17 protein-coding genes are annotated in these 20,822 nt (G+C 38.6%); all 17 read right to left on the reverse strand.

Annotated features, from left to right (window positions below):
* Positions 1-42 precede the first annotated feature (42 nt).
* The gene (locus tag ACRYKC_RS18155; RefSeq protein WP_433808940.1) at positions 43-1,023 is read right to left on the reverse strand and encodes an alpha-E domain-containing protein; all 981 of its coding nucleotides are present in this window, start codon (positions 1,021-1,023) and stop codon (positions 43-45) included.
* Entirely contained in the window at positions 1,016-2,467 is a 1,452-nt protein-coding gene (locus tag ACRYKC_RS18160; protein WP_433808942.1) for a circularly permuted type 2 ATP-grasp protein, read from the reverse strand. The genes ACRYKC_RS18155 and ACRYKC_RS18160 overlap by 8 nt, the downstream gene beginning before the upstream one ends.
* A 346-nt stretch (positions 2,468-2,813) precedes the next feature.
* Entirely contained in the window at positions 2,814-4,586 is a 1,773-nt protein-coding gene (locus tag ACRYKC_RS18165; protein WP_433808944.1) for a glycoside hydrolase family 13 protein, read from the reverse strand.
* 19 nt (positions 4,587-4,605) lie between these two features.
* On the reverse strand, positions 4,606-5,661 hold the full coding sequence (locus tag ACRYKC_RS18170) for an alpha/beta hydrolase (RefSeq protein ID WP_433808946.1): 1,056 nt from the start codon (positions 5,659-5,661) through the stop codon (positions 4,606-4,608).
* A gap of 84 nt (positions 5,662-5,745) precedes the next feature.
* The gene (locus ACRYKC_RS18175) at positions 5,746-6,903 is read right to left on the reverse strand and encodes an ROK family transcriptional regulator (protein WP_433808948.1); all 1,158 of its coding nucleotides are present in this window, start codon (positions 6,901-6,903) and stop codon (positions 5,746-5,748) included.
* Between the two features lie 78 nt (positions 6,904-6,981).
* Positions 6,982-7,824 (reverse strand): sugar ABC transporter permease, encoded by an 843-nt coding sequence (locus ACRYKC_RS18180; protein WP_433808950.1) that lies wholly within the window; start codon positions 7,822-7,824, stop codon positions 6,982-6,984.
* 1 nt (position 7,825) lies between these two features.
* Positions 7,826-9,187: a carbohydrate ABC transporter permease gene (locus ACRYKC_RS18185; protein WP_433808952.1), complete on the reverse strand. Its 1,362-nt coding sequence runs from the start codon at positions 9,185-9,187 to the stop codon at positions 7,826-7,828.
* Positions 9,188-9,230: 43 nt separating this feature from the next.
* Positions 9,231-10,478 (reverse strand): extracellular solute-binding protein, encoded by a 1,248-nt coding sequence (locus tag ACRYKC_RS18190; protein WP_433808974.1) that lies wholly within the window; start codon positions 10,476-10,478, stop codon positions 9,231-9,233.
* Positions 10,479-10,879: 401 nt separating this feature from the next.
* The gene (locus ACRYKC_RS18195; protein WP_433808954.1) at positions 10,880-11,944 is read right to left on the reverse strand and encodes a metal ABC transporter solute-binding protein, Zn/Mn family; all 1,065 of its coding nucleotides are present in this window, start codon (positions 11,942-11,944) and stop codon (positions 10,880-10,882) included.
* Between the two features lie 108 nt (positions 11,945-12,052).
* On the reverse strand, positions 12,053-12,463 hold the full coding sequence (locus ACRYKC_RS18200; protein WP_433808956.1) for a Fur family transcriptional regulator: 411 nt from the start codon (positions 12,461-12,463) through the stop codon (positions 12,053-12,055).
* A 102-nt stretch (positions 12,464-12,565) separates the two neighbouring features.
* Entirely contained in the window at positions 12,566-13,438 is an 873-nt protein-coding gene (locus ACRYKC_RS18205) for a TIGR03943 family putative permease subunit (protein ID WP_433808958.1), read from the reverse strand.
* 4 nt (positions 13,439-13,442) lie between these two features.
* Positions 13,443-14,456: a permease gene (locus tag ACRYKC_RS18210; protein WP_433808960.1), complete on the reverse strand. Its 1,014-nt coding sequence runs from the start codon at positions 14,454-14,456 to the stop codon at positions 13,443-13,445.
* 770 nt (positions 14,457-15,226) lie between these two features.
* Positions 15,227-16,180, reverse strand: coding sequence for a proline dehydrogenase family protein (locus ACRYKC_RS18215; protein ID WP_433808962.1), 954 nt, complete (start codon positions 16,178-16,180; stop codon positions 15,227-15,229).
* A gap of 128 nt (positions 16,181-16,308) precedes the next feature.
* Positions 16,309-17,121, reverse strand: a complete 813-nt coding sequence (locus ACRYKC_RS18220) for a helix-turn-helix domain-containing protein (protein ID WP_433808964.1) — start codon at positions 17,119-17,121, stop codon at positions 16,309-16,311.
* A 122-nt stretch (positions 17,122-17,243) separates the two neighbouring features.
* On the reverse strand, positions 17,244-18,650 hold the full coding sequence (locus ACRYKC_RS18225) for an MDR family MFS transporter (protein WP_433808976.1): 1,407 nt from the start codon (positions 18,648-18,650) through the stop codon (positions 17,244-17,246).
* A 38-nt stretch (positions 18,651-18,688) separates the two neighbouring features.
* Positions 18,689-19,942, reverse strand: coding sequence for a glycosyltransferase (locus tag ACRYKC_RS18230; RefSeq protein ID WP_433808966.1), 1,254 nt, complete (start codon positions 19,940-19,942; stop codon positions 18,689-18,691).
* 58 nt (positions 19,943-20,000) lie between these two features.
* Positions 20,001-20,444 (reverse strand): MarR family winged helix-turn-helix transcriptional regulator, encoded by a 444-nt coding sequence (locus ACRYKC_RS18235; RefSeq protein WP_433808968.1) that lies wholly within the window; start codon positions 20,442-20,444, stop codon positions 20,001-20,003.
* Between the last annotated feature and the right edge of the window lie 378 nt (positions 20,445-20,822).

Here is a 20,822-nt window from a genome sequence, read left to right on the forward strand (position 1 = left end):
CAAAGCTTATATGGTTGTATGAACTTCAAGGTGATTCCCCAGTTATCGTCTACTTTCCACAGATCTTCGTTTATAACTATCCAGATTATAAGTGGCCGAGAATACTTCATTAATTCTATCGCAGTGATCCTGGAACCCCTTAAGAAAACTCAAGAGTTCATCCATTGTCATCTCGGCAACATCTGTCCGTTCAATTCCTCTCTTGGTATTTGCTAACAGCTCAAGTAACTCTTCCGTAGATTGAAGGCTCTTTCCAGGGTTTAATTGCTCTACAGCACGTAAAGTATGCTCTACGCAGTACATTATGGACCGTGGAAATCGTTCTTCCTCAATAAGAAATGTTATTACTTCATAAGGGTTAAGTGTTAACTTGTGCTCCATAATAAAAGAATCATAGCCGTTGGCTACCTGGAGGGCATGAAGACAGTGATCGAATACCTGTAAATCCGTATTACCTTTGTCAGCCGTCGCCTTCTCACAAATAACCTTTAGGATTCGCGCAGTCGTTTCCGCCCGTTCTATCCACTTTCCTATCTTAATAAAGATATAAGGCTCTCCTCTAAGCATAGAAGATTCGATAATTCCCTGAAAGCTTGTTGACATATCAAGGATGTCGTCTAAGTCACTTTGAATCGCGTTTGAATTTAAAGGCTCATCCATCTGTACCTTCTTCTCTAAATAAGAACGGTTCATCAGCTCCCAAATAGATTCTGGGATAATCGTTCTGGACTCCCTTGCTTTCTCTCTGGCCAATTCCAGTAAATTAAAAAGAGAATTCTCATTTTCCTGGCTACGTACAAAATAGTGAAGCACATTCTCACTATTTAATCTGGAATAGTGTTTAGAATATTCTTTTTTAGAAGCGCAGATTTCAAGAACCACTTCCCAATTGTGGTCCAAAGTATCCTGATCCGAATCTTCCAGCATACGAATCAGCTGGCTGCTTAGGGTCCGGGCGTTATTCCCCGATCTCTCCACATATCTGGACATCCAATATAAAGAACCTGCCACTCTGCTAAGCATAGTCCTTTCCTCCTTCTGCACTTATTACCCAGACATCCTTAATTCCCCCACCCTGAGAAGAGTTCACAACAAGGTTATCTTCCTTTAAAGCCACTCTGGAAAGGCCTCCAGGGAGAACATTAATTTTCTCCCCCTTCATCACAAACATTCTTAAATCTATATGGCGAGGGCGGAATTCCCCTTCCTGAAAAGCCGGAGCCCGTGATAATTCAATTGTAGGCTGGGCAATATATTCATTTGGTGTTTCCTTAATTTTTTGCCGAAATGTCGTTAACTCTTCTTCAGAGGCATTTGGGCCAATCAGCAGATCGTCTCCGCCGGAAGCCCCTACATTTTTGATTACGAGTTTCTCAAGATTCTCTAACACATAATCTCTTTGCTCTGAATCTCTTAAAAAATAGGTGGTGACATTCTTAAGAATCGGCTCTTCATTCAAGTAATAACGAATCATCTCAGGGACGTAAGCATAGATCGCCTTATCATCTGCTGCCCCGATGCCAATTCCATTTAAAATGGTCACATTCCCTTTGCGGTAAGCCCTCATAAGACCGGGTACACCACTTTCAGAATCTGCGCTAAAGGCTTCCGGATCTAGATGATCATCATCAATTCTTCGATAAATAATATCCACGCGCTCCAGCCCGCTGGTAGTTTCCTTATAAACAAAATCATTCTCGACAACAAGGTCACGTCCTTCTACTAATTCAATCCCCAGCTGCTTTGCAAGAAATACGTGGTCATAATAAGCGGAGTTATATATGCCTGTCGTTAATAACACCGCATGAGGCGAAGATAAGGCATTGCGCGGTGCATAGCTGAACAGAGCTTTTTGCAACTCTTTAAACTGGTTTTCCATTGGCCTCACACTATATCGTTCAAACAGTTCTGGATATACTTTTCTAATCACATGACGATTTTGATAAACATACGAAATACCTGATGGGTTGCGCAGATTATCTTCCAATACTCGGTATTCACCATTTTCATCACGAATAAGGTCAATCCCTGCTATAAATATATGATTATTAAGCGGCAGATCAATACCTGAAAACTGCTCTTCATTATAGTAGACACTGTTCTCGATCAGCTCTGTCGGCACGACTTCCTCCTTAATAATCTTCTTTTCACCATAAATATCTTGTAGAAAGTGACTTAACGCCTCGACTCTCTGTTTCAGTCCTTTCTCGATCTCCTTCCATTTCTTTTCCGGAATGATGATAGGAACAAAGTCAAAAGGAAGCGTCCGTTCGGTACCATATTCATCCAGAGTAAAAGTAATGCCCTGCTTTAAAAAGTTAAACTGTGCTCTTTCATGTCTTTTTCGCAATTCTTCTGCAGAAGCCTCTGAAATAATGTCGTGAAAAGCTTTGTAATGGTCTTTAGGGTTTCCTGATTGGTCCAACATTTCGTCGAAAAATGAATCGGCTTGATAATTAATTAACATGGCTGACTCCCTCCCTTTTCACCTTCTACGAAACTTTACCCACATAACAAACTTTACACACAAAAAATGTAAAAAACGCCTATATCCTCCCAGAGAGGATATAGGCTTCATTTCTATTTTACTAGATTATATTTATGAAAATCTTACCTAAAGCAAACGGAGTTTCACTAAGATTATATATCATTCAGTATGTCATCACTCCAACGTTTGTTGAGTAATGATACACTAGTTGCCTTCCAGCACTTTAAAACTAAAACAATGATTTTCATCTATTTCCATAGGCTGTAATTTATATAAGACTAGATTTTTTTATAAAAATTCATAGATTAGACTTCATTTTTATCAATCACTGGATTTTAATGACTTTTATGCTATAAGATTCTACAAAAATGCTTTCCCTTAAATCTTTCCATGCTAATGTTTCTGCTAATAGATCTGCCCCTTGTAAATTTTTATATTTATTGGGCACTTCAAACTGCACAGATTCGCTTGAGTTATTTATAAAAAATAGAATCGTCTCATTCTGATAGGATTTTTTATAGAGTAGTTTCTGCTCCTTATTATCAAAATTTATAAATTGAAACTCGCCTTCACTTCCTATCGCTTTATATTCTTTCCTCAGCTGAATAAGTTGTTTAATAAAAGCGAATAAATCTTGGTCCTGCTTTGCTGGATCCCATTCCATACATTTCCGGCATCCGGGATCCATTCCTCCTGACATTCCAATCTCATCTCCATAATAAATACAAGGCGTTCCTGGAGAAGACAGCAAAAATGCGAATAACAAGCGAACTTTGTCTTTGTTTTCATTGCATATAGAAGCGATTCTTGGGGTGTCATGACTTCCTAACAAGTTGAAGGCTGCTTTCGTAACCGTTTTGGGGTACATCATGAGAGCTTCCGTTGTCTGATACACAAACGTTTCTGTAGAAATCGACCTTTCAGCAAAATATTCGATTGCCGGCCCTGTATAGGGATAGTTCATCACCGCATCGAATTGGTCCCCACCCAGCCATGGAAGGGCATCGTGCCAGATTTCTCCTAGAATATAAAGGTCAGGCTTTATCTTCTTCACTTCATTACGAAACACTCGCCAGAATTCATGAGAAACTTCATTAGAAACATCCAGTCTCCATCCATCAATGTCGAATTCTTTGACCCAATACCTGCCTACCTCAAGAAGATAGTTTCTTACTTCCTGATTAGCTGTATTTAATTTAGGCATCTTGCTTTCATATCCGAATGTGCTATAGTTCGGGCGCGGTTCCGTCTGGAGAGGAAAATCTTGAATAAAAAACCAATCCACATAAGCAGACTTGCTCCCTTTTTCCAAGACATCCTGGAACGGTGGAAAATAGAACCCACAATGATTGAACACCGCATCCAGCATGACCTTTATCCCTCTTGCATGACATTTCTCAACGAGCTCCTTGAATTTTTTCTTATCCCCGAATTGAGGATCAATCATAAAATAATCAACCGTATCATATTTGTGATTCGAATGAGCTTTAAAGATAGGAGTCAGATAAATCCCTGTCACCCCAAGGTCTTCTAAGTGATCAAGGTAATGGATAATCCCTTCAAAATCTCCCCCAAAGAAATTATCTCCAGCGGGTTCGGCTTCTCCCCAACCAAGCGCACCAGGGGGATTGTTATCGGGATTTCCATTAGCAAATCGTTCAGGAAAGATTTGATACCATACTGTATCCTTCACCCACTCAGGAGCTTGAAAAACGTCTTCTTCAAGGAGGTAGGGGAAAGTAAAAAATCCAGGAAAAGAAGACGATTTTTCTGTATAAAAACCTTTCTCTGTGTAATAAATCGTTTCATTGCTATTCTGTAATTCAAATGCGTATTTCAAACGCTTGTGTTCAGGCTCAAGACTCGTGAACCAATAATCATACAACTCCGTACTCCCACATTTCTCCATTGGCGTGGATTCTTGAGGGATCCATACCCAGCCTTCCTCTTTTACTTCCCCATTAAAAGGATCATCCCATATCACAGTTGCTTGCTCTACATCATCTTTTTTCGTGCGCAGACGTAAATGTAATGTGTTTCCATCATATGCATAAGCATAGTTTCCTTTAGGTCGATGATAAATGGCTTCTTTTAACATTTTGCACCTCCATAAATCACTATTGGGTTACTTGCATTCTTATGGATTTTTCCAGTCCTTTTGAAGTGATGGTTACCTGGGTTTCTCCTTGTTTTTTCGGAAGAACTCTACTATTCTGGATGTCCAGTATGTTTGGATCTTCTACATGAAACTCGGCTTCAGCCATATCACACATCAAAAAACCAGATTCATAGGTAATAACAGGGTAGAGTTCGTGCTCCTCTTCGATATGGATCGTCTGCAAAGGCTCTATTTCCATTTCATAAGGGCTCCCTTTTTTTCCAAAAAAATAGATCAATGGAGCATGGACCCGCCGCGACCAATCTCTTTCCGTATGCTCAGCTTCATTATCCTCGTAATACATGAGCTCTGTATTCGGTTCGTAACCAATTTGCTTTAAATGATCCACGACTCTTCTTACCTGACTCACTTGAATGAGCGGAGCTTCTTTTCCACCAATATCAATCCAGATTTTTTTCAGATTCTTTTTCTCTTCAAATTTATGAATTAAACTGGTCTCTTTTTTGGTTACAGGGTTCGTGTAGTAAAAATACGGTGAGAGGACGCCGATCATTTGAAAGACATCTGGATTTCTGAATCCTAGATGGTACGTAATAGCTCCTCCCATGGAAGACCCCATCAAAGCCGTGAACTCTGCTTCCGGTTTTGTACGAAACGAGCGGTCAATAAACGGTTTCACTTCTTTTATTAAGAACTTCTCATAGAACTCCCCTTTCACTTGTAAAGGTTTAGAAAAAGGAACGGTTACTTCATCGTCTCCATCAAAATAGAAATTGTATTCATTCGATCGCTCTGCTTCTCCATTCGGAATACCTACAATAATGATTTCTTCCATGATCCCCTTCTTAATAAGTTGATCAGCTTTTTGATCAACGGCCCATGATTCTCCGTTAAATGCGGGAAAAAAGATATTCTGACCATCATGCATATAGAGAACTGGATAGTGTTTTGATTGATCACCTCCGTAACTTGGAGGTAAGTAGATATAGAGATTTCGTTTATTGTTTAAATAGCTTGAAGTAAAATTTTCAACAGTATGAATCCTAGATTCCAAAAAAACACCCCATTATTTAATTTAATGAATTAATCAATACCTAGTAAAAAAATAGAGTTGAACGCATTCAACTCTATTTCTGACTTAACCAGCATTCTTAAATACTCCGTTCAATAAAGCCAGTCCCCCAGCACCAATGATTTCAATATCCTCTCCTATTTGGGAACCCACTACTTCAACCTGCTGCATCCTTGCAAGGAAAGAGCGTTCATTGATGTGTTTTGAAAGTTGTTTTACGAACGGAAGGTCCGGATGAGCAGCAGATCCACTCACCACTACTTTTTCTACGTGAACCATATTGATAAATGAAGTAAGGACGACAGAAATTTTTTCTCCCATATCTTCAACAGCTTCAAGGATTTTCTTGTCCTTTAAATCTATTTGGTTCAGGAGGTTATGGGTTGTAGGAAAACCTAATTGCTTAGCAAGTACTTCTAGAGAGGCATATTCATTGATACATCCAAGATTTCCGCACCAACACTCTTTTCCTTCAGGCATATATGTCATATGGCCGAACTCTCCGCCTCCGGAAATACCACTACGGTATAATTCATCATTCAGAACCAAGCCTGCTCCTAAACTTCGTCCAATATACAAGCACATAAAATCTGAATTATGCTTACTTTGACCAAACATTTTCTCTGCCAGCGTCATAGAACTGACGTCATTATCCGTGAATACTGGCAATTGCAGATGCTCGCTGAGATAAGAGACGATCGGGATTTCCGGCCAGCCTTCTTGTTCATTTCCGAGAACGATTCCTCTATGAATATCAACGGCTCCGATAACGCCTATGCCAATCCCACTCACTTCATAACTGTTATGCTTTTTTATATACTCGGTTAGTTCTTTAAGAAGGAAATCAAGATACGCTTTTACGGTGAATTCCTCAGAAGGAGAAGTTTTATAGACTTCTTTTACTTTTCCGTTCAAGTTTACAAGTCCTATGGAAACTTCTTTCATTCCTATATGCATACCTATGACCCAGACTGCATCTTCCTTTAAGGTCAACCCCACCGATCTTCTTCCCGCACCCGGTTTCTCACTCGGTAAGTTTCCTTGTTCTTGGATCAACCCTTCTTCTAGCAGCTCCGAAGTAATATACGTGATGGTTCCCCTTGTCAGATTCGTCATCTGTGCGATTTGGTGTCTAGAGATGGACCCGTTTCTCAAAAGTGTTTGGAGTACTAAGGAACGGTTAAATTGTTTTGTCCGCGTTGTATTTTGACCTTTTAATCCCATAATCACATTCCCCTATAAAATAGTATCTATTTCCAATATATCAGACATTCAATAGAAGAACCACGCATAATACAAGGTTTATCCCTTAGTGCCTCCAGCTGTGAGCCCAGATGTAAAATATCGTTGCAAGGATAAAAATAAAATACTAATAGGAATAGCGATCAGTACAGCTCCTGCAGCAAATTGAGTGAACGAATTCCCAAATTGGGCACTTATCATTTGATAGAGTCCAACCGCAAGAGTATATTTTTCTTCTGAACGCAACAAGATTGTCGCTAAGATAAAGTCTGTAAAGGGGGTAATAAAACTGAATAACGCCACAACCGCAAGAATCGGTTTTGCCAGTGGCATAATAATCTGCCAAAAAATTCTCAAGTGTCCTGCCCCATCCATACTCGCTGATTCATCAAGCTCTTTCGGGATCGTATCGAAGTAGCCTTTCGCCAGCCAGGTGTTCATCGGGATTAACCCGCCTACATAAATTAGAATCAGAACCAAATGGGTATTGATGAGGCCTGTCATATTAGCAAGAACATAGATAGCTATCAGTGCCGCAAAGTTCGGAATCATTTGTAAAACGAGAAATAGCACTAGGCCATATTTTCTTCCTATAAAACGGTAGCGAGAGAAAGAATAAGCAGTGATGCCGATTAAAAGGACGGCAAGTACCATGGTCAAAAAGCAGATTTTAAGCGTGTTCAAGTACCATAATAGATAAGGAGTCTCTCCTACATCAAAGAGATCCTTATAGTGGATCAACGTGACTTTTTCAGGAATAATAGACGAACTTGTCAAACTGTCTCCCGGATTCAAGGAGGCACCAATAATCCACAGCACCGGATAAAGAACCGTTGCTCCGGCAAAGAGAATCAATCCATAAGACAAAGCAAGGCGGACTATATTACGTGTTTTGATACTCATATCACATCATATCCTCTTCATTAAACGATTTCGTTCTTCTGAATTGCCATAGAGCAACTCCAATTACGATCAGAGAAAGGACCATAGTGATCGCAGCAGCTTTTCCATACTGAGCAGACGCAATCGTCAGATCATACACCCATGAAATGAGGATATCCGTACCCCCAGCATTTTGCTCTGAAACAGCTGGTCCACCTCCATTAAACAGATAAATGACATTAAAGTTGTTGAAGTTATAGGTGTACTGGGTGATCAAGATTGGCGCTGTGGCGAACAAAATCATCGGCAGTGTGATATTCCTAAATTGATCCCAGGCTGAGGCCCCATCTAAGGATGCCGCTTCATAAAGTTCACCGGGTATCGACTGAATGACCCCTGTTACCATTACGAAGATAAAAGGAAAGCCCAGCCACCACTGGATTCCAATTAGAGCGATTTTTGTCCAGAATGGCTCGGTCAGCCATGGAATGGGGTCAATTCCAAACACTGCCAATAAGCTGGCATTGATAGCACCAAAACTCTCATTAAACATGCCTGCAAATACAAGGATCGAAACGAAAGCCGGAATCGCCCAGGGAAGTATAAAGACGGTTCGAATTAAACCTTTAAACTTAATATCTTTCTGATTGACCACTACAGCCAGTAGAATTCCTATGGCAACCTGACCGGTAGTGGCTGCAAAGGTCCAGATGACGGTCCATGAAAATACGCTTAGAAACGTCTCCCTCCAGATATCGATTTTCACAATATCGATAAAGTTCTGGAAGCCAATCCAATCCACTAAGCTGGCTGGAGGGGAGTGATATAAATCATAATTGGTGAACGACAACAGAATCATAAAGATAATTGGAAAAACTACCACAAACAACAACAGTAGATAACCTGGTGTCAACATTAAATAAGGAAAACCCGTGTCGATTAAATTTTTATACTGCTGTCTCACCGTATTCAGTGAAAGGCCCTGATCTCGCTTTTTTCCGATTTGGTAAGCATCGTAGAAATTAAATCCATAAACGGTTAATCCTAAAAAGCTGACAATCAGCGCAATGACCCCTTGCACTAATAGAAATATAGAGTGGTCTCGAGGAAGTTCAGTTCCCAGGGTAACAATCCCCCACAAACCGATATCCAACAAGTCCCTAAAAGCAATAAAGAATACAGCAGTAATGAATAAGAATATAAACCCTTTTACAAATTGCCGATTGTATAGTTGGCCGAGACCAGGGATAACGGACAAACCCACCGCTACTTTCCGATGCTTCGTTGTTTTTTTATTCGGAGGAGGAGTCTCCCTTCCTTCCTCGTAACCCCTTACCCCCTCTTCTTCCTCTCTTAATGATTGCTTTTCTGCCAACTCACTCATTCATTAGAACTCCTCTCCTCTAGTGGCTGAAAAAATTAGACCGTTAATCCTGGCTATGATTGGCCTTAATATTGGATTTAATCGAATCGACGGCTTCATCCAATGCTTCTTCAGGCTCGGACTTTCCAAGGGTGATCAGTTCAAGGGCTGTCCCCATCGGTCCCCACACTTCTGCCATTTCCGGAATGTTCGGCATAGGTACTCCGCTTTGCGACTGTACAGAAACCGCGTTTGCTTTTTCATTATCTTTAATTATAGGGTCTTCCAAAAGCTCTTTAACCGGTGGAATTTCTCCTGTGGTTTTGAACCTGACCTTTGCGTTTTCATAGTTCGTTAAATGTTCAACAAGCTTTTGTGACCAGTCTGTATGTTTAGAAAAACTGCTCACATGCCATCCCTTCACCCCAATAAAAGTTTTCATTGGATTTTCATTAGGAAGTTTTGGCAACGGCGCGACCCCTATATTCACCCCAGCATCTTCGTAACTTTGAAAAGCCCACGGTCCCGCCATGACAGCAGCTGCTTTCCCTTCTGTAAACAAGCTATCCATCGTTGAACCACCGTTTTCTCCGTAAAGCCCTTTAGGGAACAACCCTTCTTCGTACCATTTTCTAATATAAGCTGCTCCTTCAACAGCTCCTTCGTTATTAAGCCCCAGTTGTGTCGGGTCAAGTGTTCCATTGGTTTCTTCGAAAATATATCCTCCCATGCCTCCAATGACACTGTATCCAAAATAAAGATTGCTCCAGACGGCTAAAAACCCATAGGATTCATCACTTCTTTTCTCTTTGGATAGCTGAAACAGTTCCTCAGAAGTTGCAGGTACTTCTTTCATTAAGTCTTTGTTATAGATGAATACTGCGGTTTCAGTAGCTTTGGGCAGTCCATATATTTCTCCTTTGAAAGTTTGAGAGGCTAAGGAAGATTTTGTAAAGGTATTTAAAACGGAATCTTCGAATTTCAGTGGTTGAAGAATTCCTTCAGTTGCGAGTTGACCAATCTGATCATGAGGAAGAGTAAACACATCCGGTCCTGTCCCCGCTGGACCATCTAATCGGATACGCTCCTTCATTTCTGATGACATCTCAACTTCTTTAACCTCAACAGAGATCCCATGCTCTTCTTCAAAACTTTCAATAGCTGGTTCCAAAGCTTTTGCCTTTCCAATGTCTTCCCATATCGTCAGCTTCTCTGGTTTCTCAGATTCTTCAGATTCAGAAGGATTAGTTGAAGACTCATCTGGTCCGCACCCAACTAGACTAACCAAAACTATGACGAAAAAACCGAACATCACTTTTCTCAATCCACACACCCCTTTTTATTTAATTCAATGAATTAATTATATATACAGTATAGACTAACATTGGAATTTTGCAAACCCTTTCAAATGTGTTTTTGGATTTTTGCAAAGAATTTTTTTAGATAATATTAAACGTATTTAATCCTAAGTCCCAATACTCTTTTGAATCCTTGGTGAATAAACGTATTATTTCATTTCACTGTTTGTGTACTCAGGGTAATCGTTGCAATTACAATCCTGAAACTATGTCCTCTATCTATCCTATGCATTTTAAATGAACTGATTTTGCTTTAACTGAAATAGAAAAAAGCCTCTCAAAAGTTCTGGGAACTAATGAGAGGCTAACTATAATATGAATTTAAGCCTTTTTGAATGACAGAAAGTATGTCAATTCAGGGTTTCCTCGATTCGGAGGAGGATCCGGATAAACCTTCTGTTAATACTTCTAAATTGTGCTGCATTAGAGTAAAATAATCCTCTTCATTTTTAATATCATCTTTTGTCAATACTGATAAATTGTGAAGACGTAGAGCTTCTGCCCCAATTTCTTTTCTAACGACATCAGCAACTTTAGGAGTAACATTTTGTTCGAAAAATACATGATTCAAGTTATGCTGTTTAGCCGTCTCAATAATTGTTTCCAACTCTTTTTGTGAAGGTTCATTGGTAGGGCTTAAGCCAGAAACGGCAATTTGTTCAATGCCGTAGGCTTGTTCCCAGTATCCATAAGCCGCATGAGATACAATTATCTTGTTCTTTGGTGCTTTTTCAAGTTGATCATGGAATTCTTGATCTAAACTTTCAAGATTACTTTTTAATTCTTTAAAGTTTTCATTATATGTTTTTTCTTGCTCAGGATTGAGCTCAATAAGTATATCTTTAACATTCTCAGCTAGTTGGATAGAACGTATAGGATCGAGCCACACGTGTGGATCTTGGTCCCCGTGATTATGTCCAGAACGTTCATCTTCATGATTACTTTCTTCTTCCTCGTGAATTCCTTCTTTTCCTTCGTGTGCATGTTCATCCTCATGAGTGCCTTTTTCTCCTTCATGATTATGGACGTGCTCTTCAAGATTGATCCCTTTTGATGCTTCTAGTATTTTGACATTTTCAGATTGAATAGATTCTGAGATTTGCTTGGCATAGGACTCTAAGCCAGCTCCGTTATAGATGAAAGCATCAGCTTCTGCAAACTCTACCATCTCTTTCGATGTTGGTTCATAAGTATGAGGATCTGATCCAGGGGGCAAAATGGATTCTACCGTAGCTTGATCCCCTGCAATTTGTTTTGCAAAAAACTGAAGAGGATAAACCGTTGTATATATCTTTAATTCATCTCTTGAACCCCCTGATTCTTTGCCTTCTTCACTACTGCTTGACTTTTCTTCTCCACAAGCAGTTACTACTAAAAATAAAGAAAATAGAATAAGAACACCTATGATTTTTTTAAACATCTTTTTCTCCTCCTTTTTCCATAATCATTCTATCGTAATGATTACTGTTTGTAAATAGTAATCATTACTATTATATCTTTTAAGATAAGCCGGTATATTACAACCGGCTTAATGACATTGAGGGCATACTCCAAAAATTTCGAATTTATGATTTACAACCTGATACCCACCCAATTTGTCATGGATGGCATTCATAGGACAGAATTCAATAGCTTTAGTACTTCCGCAAATGGTACAAATAAAATGGTGGTGATGACCACTAGAATTGCAGGCTAATCGAAAATGCTTTTCTCCATGGAGCTCTGTCGCTTCCAATAGATCCTCATCCGTTAAAAGGTACAAATTTCTATATATCGTATCGTAACTTACACTTGGAAAGTCTTTTTGAATCATTTTTAGAATTTCTTTTGCAGCAATAAATTGGTCCTGACTCACAAAAATCTCCAGCAATCGTTCTCGTTGCTTTGTGTGTTTATATCCTTTTTCTTTTAGCTTTTGGATGGCAGTAGTTAAATTCATAATGCTTCACCCTTTATCCAGAGTTGTGTGCTCACCTTTTTATAAGCTATAGTCAAAATTTGAAGACAGCCGACTATAACTTTTATCGACTACTTTAGGATTCTAAAGAATTTTAGTTAAAATAGGGAAGATGTAAGGGTTGGTTGGTTCGGAAATTTGAGTAATTTCTTTTATCTGTATGAATGGGAGTTCGACCCCGTTGTAGTCTTCTACACCTATAACTCCAGTTACTTCCACCCACGTATTTTCACTAAAATTGCTTGCCTGGTTAGACTCACTCAACAGTCCAATGACTCTGGCATCGGCAACACAATGGGTGATAAGAAACCTTGCTACCACTAGCTGATTAGAATCTAAACCTTCCTCCTTGTACACAAAACCTTTGATTTGAATCGTTTTCCCCACGTACTTAGAGTGGTTCGTCTGTATTTCTTGATAATAAGAAGCGTAAATATCCTCGTTCATCTGAATCACATTATCGTTTAAACCATCCATTTTTTGTTCATATTCTTCATCTGTTAAATAGTTGTTATTTGGGATTGGCTCGTTCTCATCAAAAGTTGAATTAGATGATTGATCCACTTGATATGAACTTTCTCCTCTAGGGAGAAGGGAGCCTTTATTTTTGGCAATCGTTGCGTCTAGGGAGGTCAGGTTTAGTCCAAACCCTGTAAATAAAGGAAAAAGGAGAACCAAATAACTCACGCACCTCTTTAAATACGATTGCTTGTGATCGTGGTCCACAGTACAACCAGGAGTGCAGAATGCATGTTCGTCAGTATTTTCATCCCATACTCTCCCTAACTGGACGAAAAATAGGAGGAGGATAACTCCAGAGGCCACCTGACTCATCAGAACATATTTGGGGTTAATTAACTTCAAAATTTCCCCTGTGTAATGCAATTTGACAAGAAAAAAAGCAAAGGCGGCTAATAGGATTAGCTTCAAAAATTGATAAAAATGAAAGCGCACCACCCACTCACCTGCCCACCAAAGATATAATGATCGTACATACAAAAACTATGACAGTAATTGACAGGAGTAATGTGAAAACAAACCTGGATTTAAACACACTCAACAGCATAATGGTATTTTTCAAGTCAATCATAGGTCCATAGATTAAAAAGCCTAAAACAGCGCCGGGAGGAAATAAACTACTAAAGGAAGCTCCGATAAAAGCATCTGCCTCCGAACATAATGATAAAAAGAAAGCCAATCCCATCATGACAACTGTTGACCCCATCAACCCTTCTCCAAACAAAAAGAGTGACTGTGCTTGTACATATGTTTGAACAAAAGCAGCAACAAAAGCACCAATAATTAAGTACTTACCCATGTCAAAAAATTCGTCGATAGAATGTATACACATTCCCTTAAGCTTTTTTACTAACGACTCCTCTGCTTTTGGAAGCCCTTCAGATCCATACAAATCAGAAACAGAGTGTTTAAGCTGGTTTGACTTAAAAAGATGGCTGATTAAGAGCGCTATCAGCAGCGCCGCAACAAATCCTACACCCATCCGTAAACTTGCCATTCTAATATCATTTCCAAACGCCATATACGTCGATAAAATAACAATAGGGTTAATTAATGGTCCTGTAAGAAGAAATCCAATCCCCGCATGCAATGGCACTCCCTTTGCGACTAATCGCCGCAAGATTGGGACTATTCCACATTCACAGGCGGGAAATACAGCTCCTACCAGACACCCCATCATGATGGCCCGATACTTATTATGTGGGATCCATCGCTTTACATGCTCTTCTGTAACAAACATTTGTATACACCCTGCAATAAGAACGCCAATCAGGACAAAAGGAACTGCCTCAATGATTAGACTAAGGAAGATCGTATTAAGCTGTTTGAAGGAATTGGGAAGGATCAGAGAAGTACTCTCTCCAACCCATTGACTATAAGTAACGAAATACGCAACAATGATGAAAGCCAAAACTGCTGTAACATCCAATAATGTGCTGTAAAGTCTAAAAGTCATACGCCCCTCCTATCCAATGCTTTTACTCCCACATTCCTCTATCCTTAAACTTTGGTCTTTCCACTTCCTAAAAATCCACTAATGGTATAAGTGGGTATGGTCATCATTAATATCCTCCTCATATCAATAAGTAGTAATCGTTACCATTTAATTCACTCTATTATTTTTTTAAAAAAATATACCTGATGACTTTGGTTTTTCCAAAAAAGTTCACTCGATTGGAGTACTCCATAATATCTATGATGGTGTAAATGCAGCAAGGACTATGAAATAGGCATCCGTGGACAGTGATGTATAAGATCAAATGAAAAACATAAGCCATAATTATCATGTGTCTATTATATTTGAGGTTTTTTCATATAAATCACTTGAACATGAGATCATGCTTTTTGAAGAGTATAGACCTCTTTAATAATGAAAAGAGTGGACCACATTTGAAATTTTTGCGAAATCTCAATGAAGAGATACTTAAAGACACAAAAAAACCTCTCAATGAACATTGAGAGGTTTGAAGAAATATTGGAATGACAGAAAGTATGTCATTCAAGAGTTACATAAGGCTATAAACCCTTTCACAATAGGGTTTTGGACGTTATTACATCATGCCGTCCATTCACTCGCTCAGTTAAAAAGACTATAACAGACCATGTAGAACTTTGTTATAACTAGGTTTTCCTTAGCAACTAAATGGATTAAACACAATAAGTTTTAATACTTTACGAATAGTATCCAGTCATTGTCCAGTCACAAAACCTCTCCTAGATTCCACATTAATTTACATTAGGCCGTGTATTTTGCTCGATTATATCTGAAATAAAAGAATAAATATTTGGAGGATATTCCGCTATACGATGAACTAAATATAAATACCACTCACTGCCATAGGTTACATAAACTTTCGTCTGGATATTATCCTCATTAAGACTTCTAAGTACGTCAGGACGAACACCATCCAACATCTCTACTTCTACATTCGTCCTGCAAAGGAGCCCTTTTGCTTTTAGATCGATCAAAATGCTTTCATCATGAGTCGCAACAGACAAAGGGTGGTTATTATCTATACACGTGGATACAAATTCTATATATCTTTTATTTAACTCTTCAGATCTCGGAATATATGAACCTTCAGATTCTTGATAAGCGCCCTTTACTAAACGAATTCTACCCGAAGTTTTCAACAGTTCGTTTAAGTCTACAGATGAACGCTCCAAATGAACTTGCAATGTTATTCCAACATTAGTGAATGATTTTGATACCTTTTGATAAAGGGATAAAATTTTGTCCGTTTTTTGGGATTCTTCCATACTTATCATTAATTGAATATGATGCTTTTGTGCTTCTTCTGCTAATTCTTTTAAATTAGTAAAGGCTAATTCATCAGAAAGCATCATTCCTATATGAGAAAGATCAAATGATACTGTAGTCTTCAATTGATTATCCCCGAGCTCTTTTATTAATTCTTTAAATTCGTTTTTGGCAAGAATACATTCTGCTTCGGATGTTGTATTTTCTCCAATGAATTCTATTGATACCTCGTGTCCTTTGTTATATAGATTTATAACACGCTCAATTCCTTCCTCACGTTTTTCTCCAGCCACAAATCGCTTAGCACCTTTTTCGAGAATCGGGAAAAATTCTTTTGAATTTTGAAAATAGGATTTTAGTTCTTGATGTCTAGCTATCGATTTGAGAGCTTTGGAAAATCGTATTTCTTGATTAATCATAAAATAATCACAACCTTACTTTAAATCTTCATTATTCTAATAACGATTTTTTTACTCACTAGAATTGTACTCCTAGTATCTGAGATACTCACAAATAAGAATCCTAGAGGAATTTATTTAAAGCTAAATCATTTACCAGCCTGGATAAAGGTATCCCTGTATTGCCCAGGTGTTAATCCAATAAATTCCATGAAAAATTTACTGAAATGACTTTGATCTACGAAACCAGTTTCTATCGCCACATCAAGTGGTTTTGCACCTTGTTCCAATCTCTTCTTTGCTTCATTAATACGTACCGTTTGTAAGTAACGATAGGGGGTAATCCCACGCATACGAGTGAACGAACGCAACAAAGAATATTTGTTCATATTAGCGATCTTTGCTAAAGCATCTAAATTTATTTGTTCTGCATAGTGTACATCAAGGTAATGACAGATCCTTTCAACCTCTTGTTTAGTTACTATTATTTCTCTGTCTTCGATGGCTAGAGAATATTCTTCTATGAGTTGTTGAGTAAGAAAACAGAAGGTCTCTTCTTTCTCGAAATCTGATGTTTCATTCATAATCATCTCGTGAAGACTACGCAACAAATGTGCTTGTTCACAACTATAGGCAACAGGAGAAGCAAAGGTAGGAAGATAACCTTTCCCTGTAACTTTTCGCATAATATCAGGCTTGATATTTAAGCAACGATAGTCTAGTGTATCGTTGTCAATTGCTTCACAGGCATGATTGTCCAGCGGATTAAAAAATATAAAATCACCGGCACCTATTTCATATTCTTTATTTTTACAATATAACCGTCTTTGTCCACTCTCTATAAACCCAATCACGTAATACTCGTGGAAGTGATTGGGGAATTTTTGCATGATTCCTTCAAAACGATAAGCTTCTATTTGTAAATCGTTATCAAAACGTACCGTTCTTTTTTCTTGTCCCATTTGAGCAATCTCCTTTTAAATTTGATTATCAGTCTATCACATTGGGGGAAAGCTCTCTTGTAAGATATTGACCAGTAAAGGAAAAGTAATAAACTTCTATACCTTTATTCTTATTGATTTTGTCATAACCCAACGACCTTGTTCCTATTTTTCATCGAACCTTTTATAAAAAATGACAATACAAAGGCTACTATCGCCAGGGTTGAAGCAAACCAGAATGCATTATTATATCCTTGCAACAAAGCAGACTGTTGTACCTGATCGATAGAATGTTCATAGTTATTAGCCCCTCTTGCATACCCAGTTGATGAAACAGTCAAAACGGTAATTAAAAATGCAGTTCCTATGGATCCAGAAACTTGTTGAAAAGTATTCGCCATTGCCGATCCATGAGCACTCCATTTTGTAGGAAGTTGATTTAGTCCATTGGTCATCACAGGCATCATGGCTAAAGATAAGCCAAACATTCGAAGTGCATAAATTAAGCACAAGTACAAGAATGAGGTTTCCATAGTTAAACTCGTGAATAAAAATGAAGTGACAACCACGATGAGTAACCCTGGTATTGCAAGTCTTCTTGCTCCCCATCTATCAAAAAGGGTGCCTGTAACTGGTGACATAACCCCCATTACGATTGCTCCCGGTAAAAGCATTAACCCTGACTCCAGTGGGGTAAAACCTCTCAAGTTTTGCATATATAGAGGAAGTAGGGTTTCAGCACCAATCATCGAAACGATTACGATCATTGTTATGGCTAGAGAAAGGGTAAAAGTCTTGTAATGAAATACCCTGAACTGGAGTAAAGGCTGTTTTAGGTGCAACTGTCTCCTGATAAACCAAACTAAAATAATGAAACCTGCAATAATACACCCTAAGACGATCCAGCTAGACCAACCTTTTTCACCCGCACTGCTAAAACCGTAAAGCAAGCCTCCAAAGCCTAGTGATGACAGTAGTATAGATACTATATCAATCTTAGGTTTCGTAATGGTTGTTACATTTTTCACATATTTAAAGGCTAGTAATATAACTATTGCTACTATGGGGAGTACTACATAAAATAGTGGGCGCCAAGAATAGTACTCAAGTAAGAAACCAGACAGAGTCGGGCCAATTGCAGGCCCAAAAGATATTACAATTCCGGCCCACCCCATCATCCTCCCTCGTCGATCTTTTGGAATAACCACTAAGATAACTGTCATCATTAATGGAAGCATTATCCCTGAACCAGCAGCCTGAATGACTCTTCCAACTAAAAGAAGAGGAAACGAATAGGAAAATGCAGCAAGCAAAGTTCCTATTCCGAATAATCCGAGTGCTGTCAGAAACAATTTTCTGCTAGTAAATCGCTCAATTAAAAATGCTGTTACAGGAATCATGACACCATTCGTGAGCAAAAACACAGTAGTTAACCATTGAACCTTGTTCTCACTAATATCAAACTCCATCATTATTGTAGGTAAAGCTGTAGACAATAGTGTTTCATTTAAAATCCCCATGAATGCACCAAGAAGCATCACTGTAAACATGGGGGCAAATTTGAAGCTTTTATCCAAATTTCCTCCTCCTATCTTTGAAGAAATGAGTCAATATATCGTGCAGCGTCTCTAGCCCCATTTTCTAATTGAATGTTATTACCTAATGCGTATACATTCGATTTAATTCCTTCACTTTGCATCCCTCGTATACCTTCCGCAAGATTTTCTACTGTAAGTTTTTTTCTTGGCACTGGGGATGGTCCCACACCCAACTCTTCTGTTCTTTTACCCCATGCGTATTGATCATTTCCATGAGGGATGACAAAGCTTGGTACCCCAGCGCGGAAAGCAGCAGCTGTTGTGCCTGCACCACCGTGGTGGACAACCCCTGATAGTTTAGGAAAAAGCCATGAGTGAGGGACACTTTTTATAAAATACATATCTTCCACCTCTTCGATGCCTTCCATAGAGTTCCAGCCTGTTGCTAATATCCCTCTTTGACCTGCTTTCCTCAAAGCCTCTATAACTAGTTCCGTGGTTTCTACAGCATTGTCATCATAAATACTCCCAAAGCCAACATAGACCGGTGGCGGCCCCTCCGAAAGAAAGTTTTGCAGATCCTCCGGTGGCTCCCAAGTACTTAGATTCTCCTCCAGGAACCAATATCCAAACCATCGGGTATATTTTTTAGGCTCTTGAAACACATAGCGACTTACTGAAGATATTGCTATATGATTTTTTGTTAGTCTTCTGCCAAAAGGGTTGGGGAATGATTTAGGTATGGTATCAAACTGTTTTTTCCAATACTCTCGAATTGGTGGTTTTACTGTCATCCAAAATCCTTTTTCAAAAAGTTTATGAGTCAAGTAATTAAATTTTTTACCTAATTTCATTTGATAAAATATCAGAGCTGGATATTCCTTTGTGGCTCCCATAGGGAAAGGGGATGCCAAAATGGTGGGGACGCCTTTAAGCTCTCCTACAAACTGTCCAATAGCAGCACCTGGATGATAAATTATGGCTTCAGCATCCTCACACGCCTCATACAAGTCTTCCTGCATTCCCATTTGCTTATCTTTGATATAAGGCTTCATTTTACGGAAGCTAGTAAAAAACTGGATTGGATTATCCGACTTAATAGAACTTTTAGCCATTTCCTTAGATATTTCTGAAATGTCTCCTTTTATGGGATGAAATTTCAGCTCATGCCTCTCAACTAATTGTTGATAGTTTTCAAACCCTGCCAGTTTGACTTCATGCCCTAAGCCTTTTAGTTCCTTGCCTAAAGCAATAAATGGTTGGGTATCTCCTCTTGTGCCGGTCGTTAAAATAGAAATTCTCATTTTTCAGCCTCCATTAATTTAGTTAGTCTAACTAACTAATTGATGTAAGATGATAACATTAATCATCTTCCTTATTTCTTTTATAAAATCCCTGAATTAATTTATTGAGTGTGGATGAAAACTGTTCTTCCTCTTCTTTTGTTAAGGATTGACTAATGAAAGAAACGTATTCTTCTAACGCCTGTTGTTCTAGTTGAATAAACATCTCGCTAGTCGGTGTCAATGTAACATGGTAGATACGCTTATCTATGTTAGATTGATTTTTTTTGGCGTAACCAAGGTTGACCAGTTTATTTACACCGGCTGTAGCTGAGGCTTTCGTAATATTTAATTCAGCGGCAATCTCACTTAATGTAGGATTTCCTAATTTCCCTATAACTTCAATATATTGAATCTGATTTACGCTTAAATTTTTTACACCTGCTGTTTCAATGGTATCTGCTACTAGCCTTTTAAAGGAAGTATCCAGAGTGGTGATAAATTCCCTTAGTACCTTTTCCAAGTTGCTTCACCCCTGACTGTTAAATTAATTAGTTTGCCTAACTAATATATAACATTGTTTTAAAAAAGTCAATGCTCAATGGTATAGGCTGGTTTATACTCCTAGCAAGATATCTTATAATTCTTCTCCATGCGCCGTGGAGCTATACATAGCTTAGTAATTCTCTTTAATAAACAGGTCTTACTAAAAATCTAATTTAAGTGGGGTTTCTTATTATGGTTTCTTTGGATAGAAGTTTTATAAATGGAAAGCCTCTCAAGGGTTTATAAACTCTTGAGAGGCTTATAGGATTAATTAAAGAATTTAAAACCAGCGATAAAACACTGTAATTGTGCTCCATTGCTATGGTGAGGTTTTTGGGCTATTACATCATGCCGA

This window comes from Halobacillus sp. A1-3, assembly GCF_050971765.1.
Classification (GTDB): Bacteria; Bacillota; Bacilli; order Bacillales; family Halobacillaceae; genus Halobacillus; species Halobacillus mangrovi_B.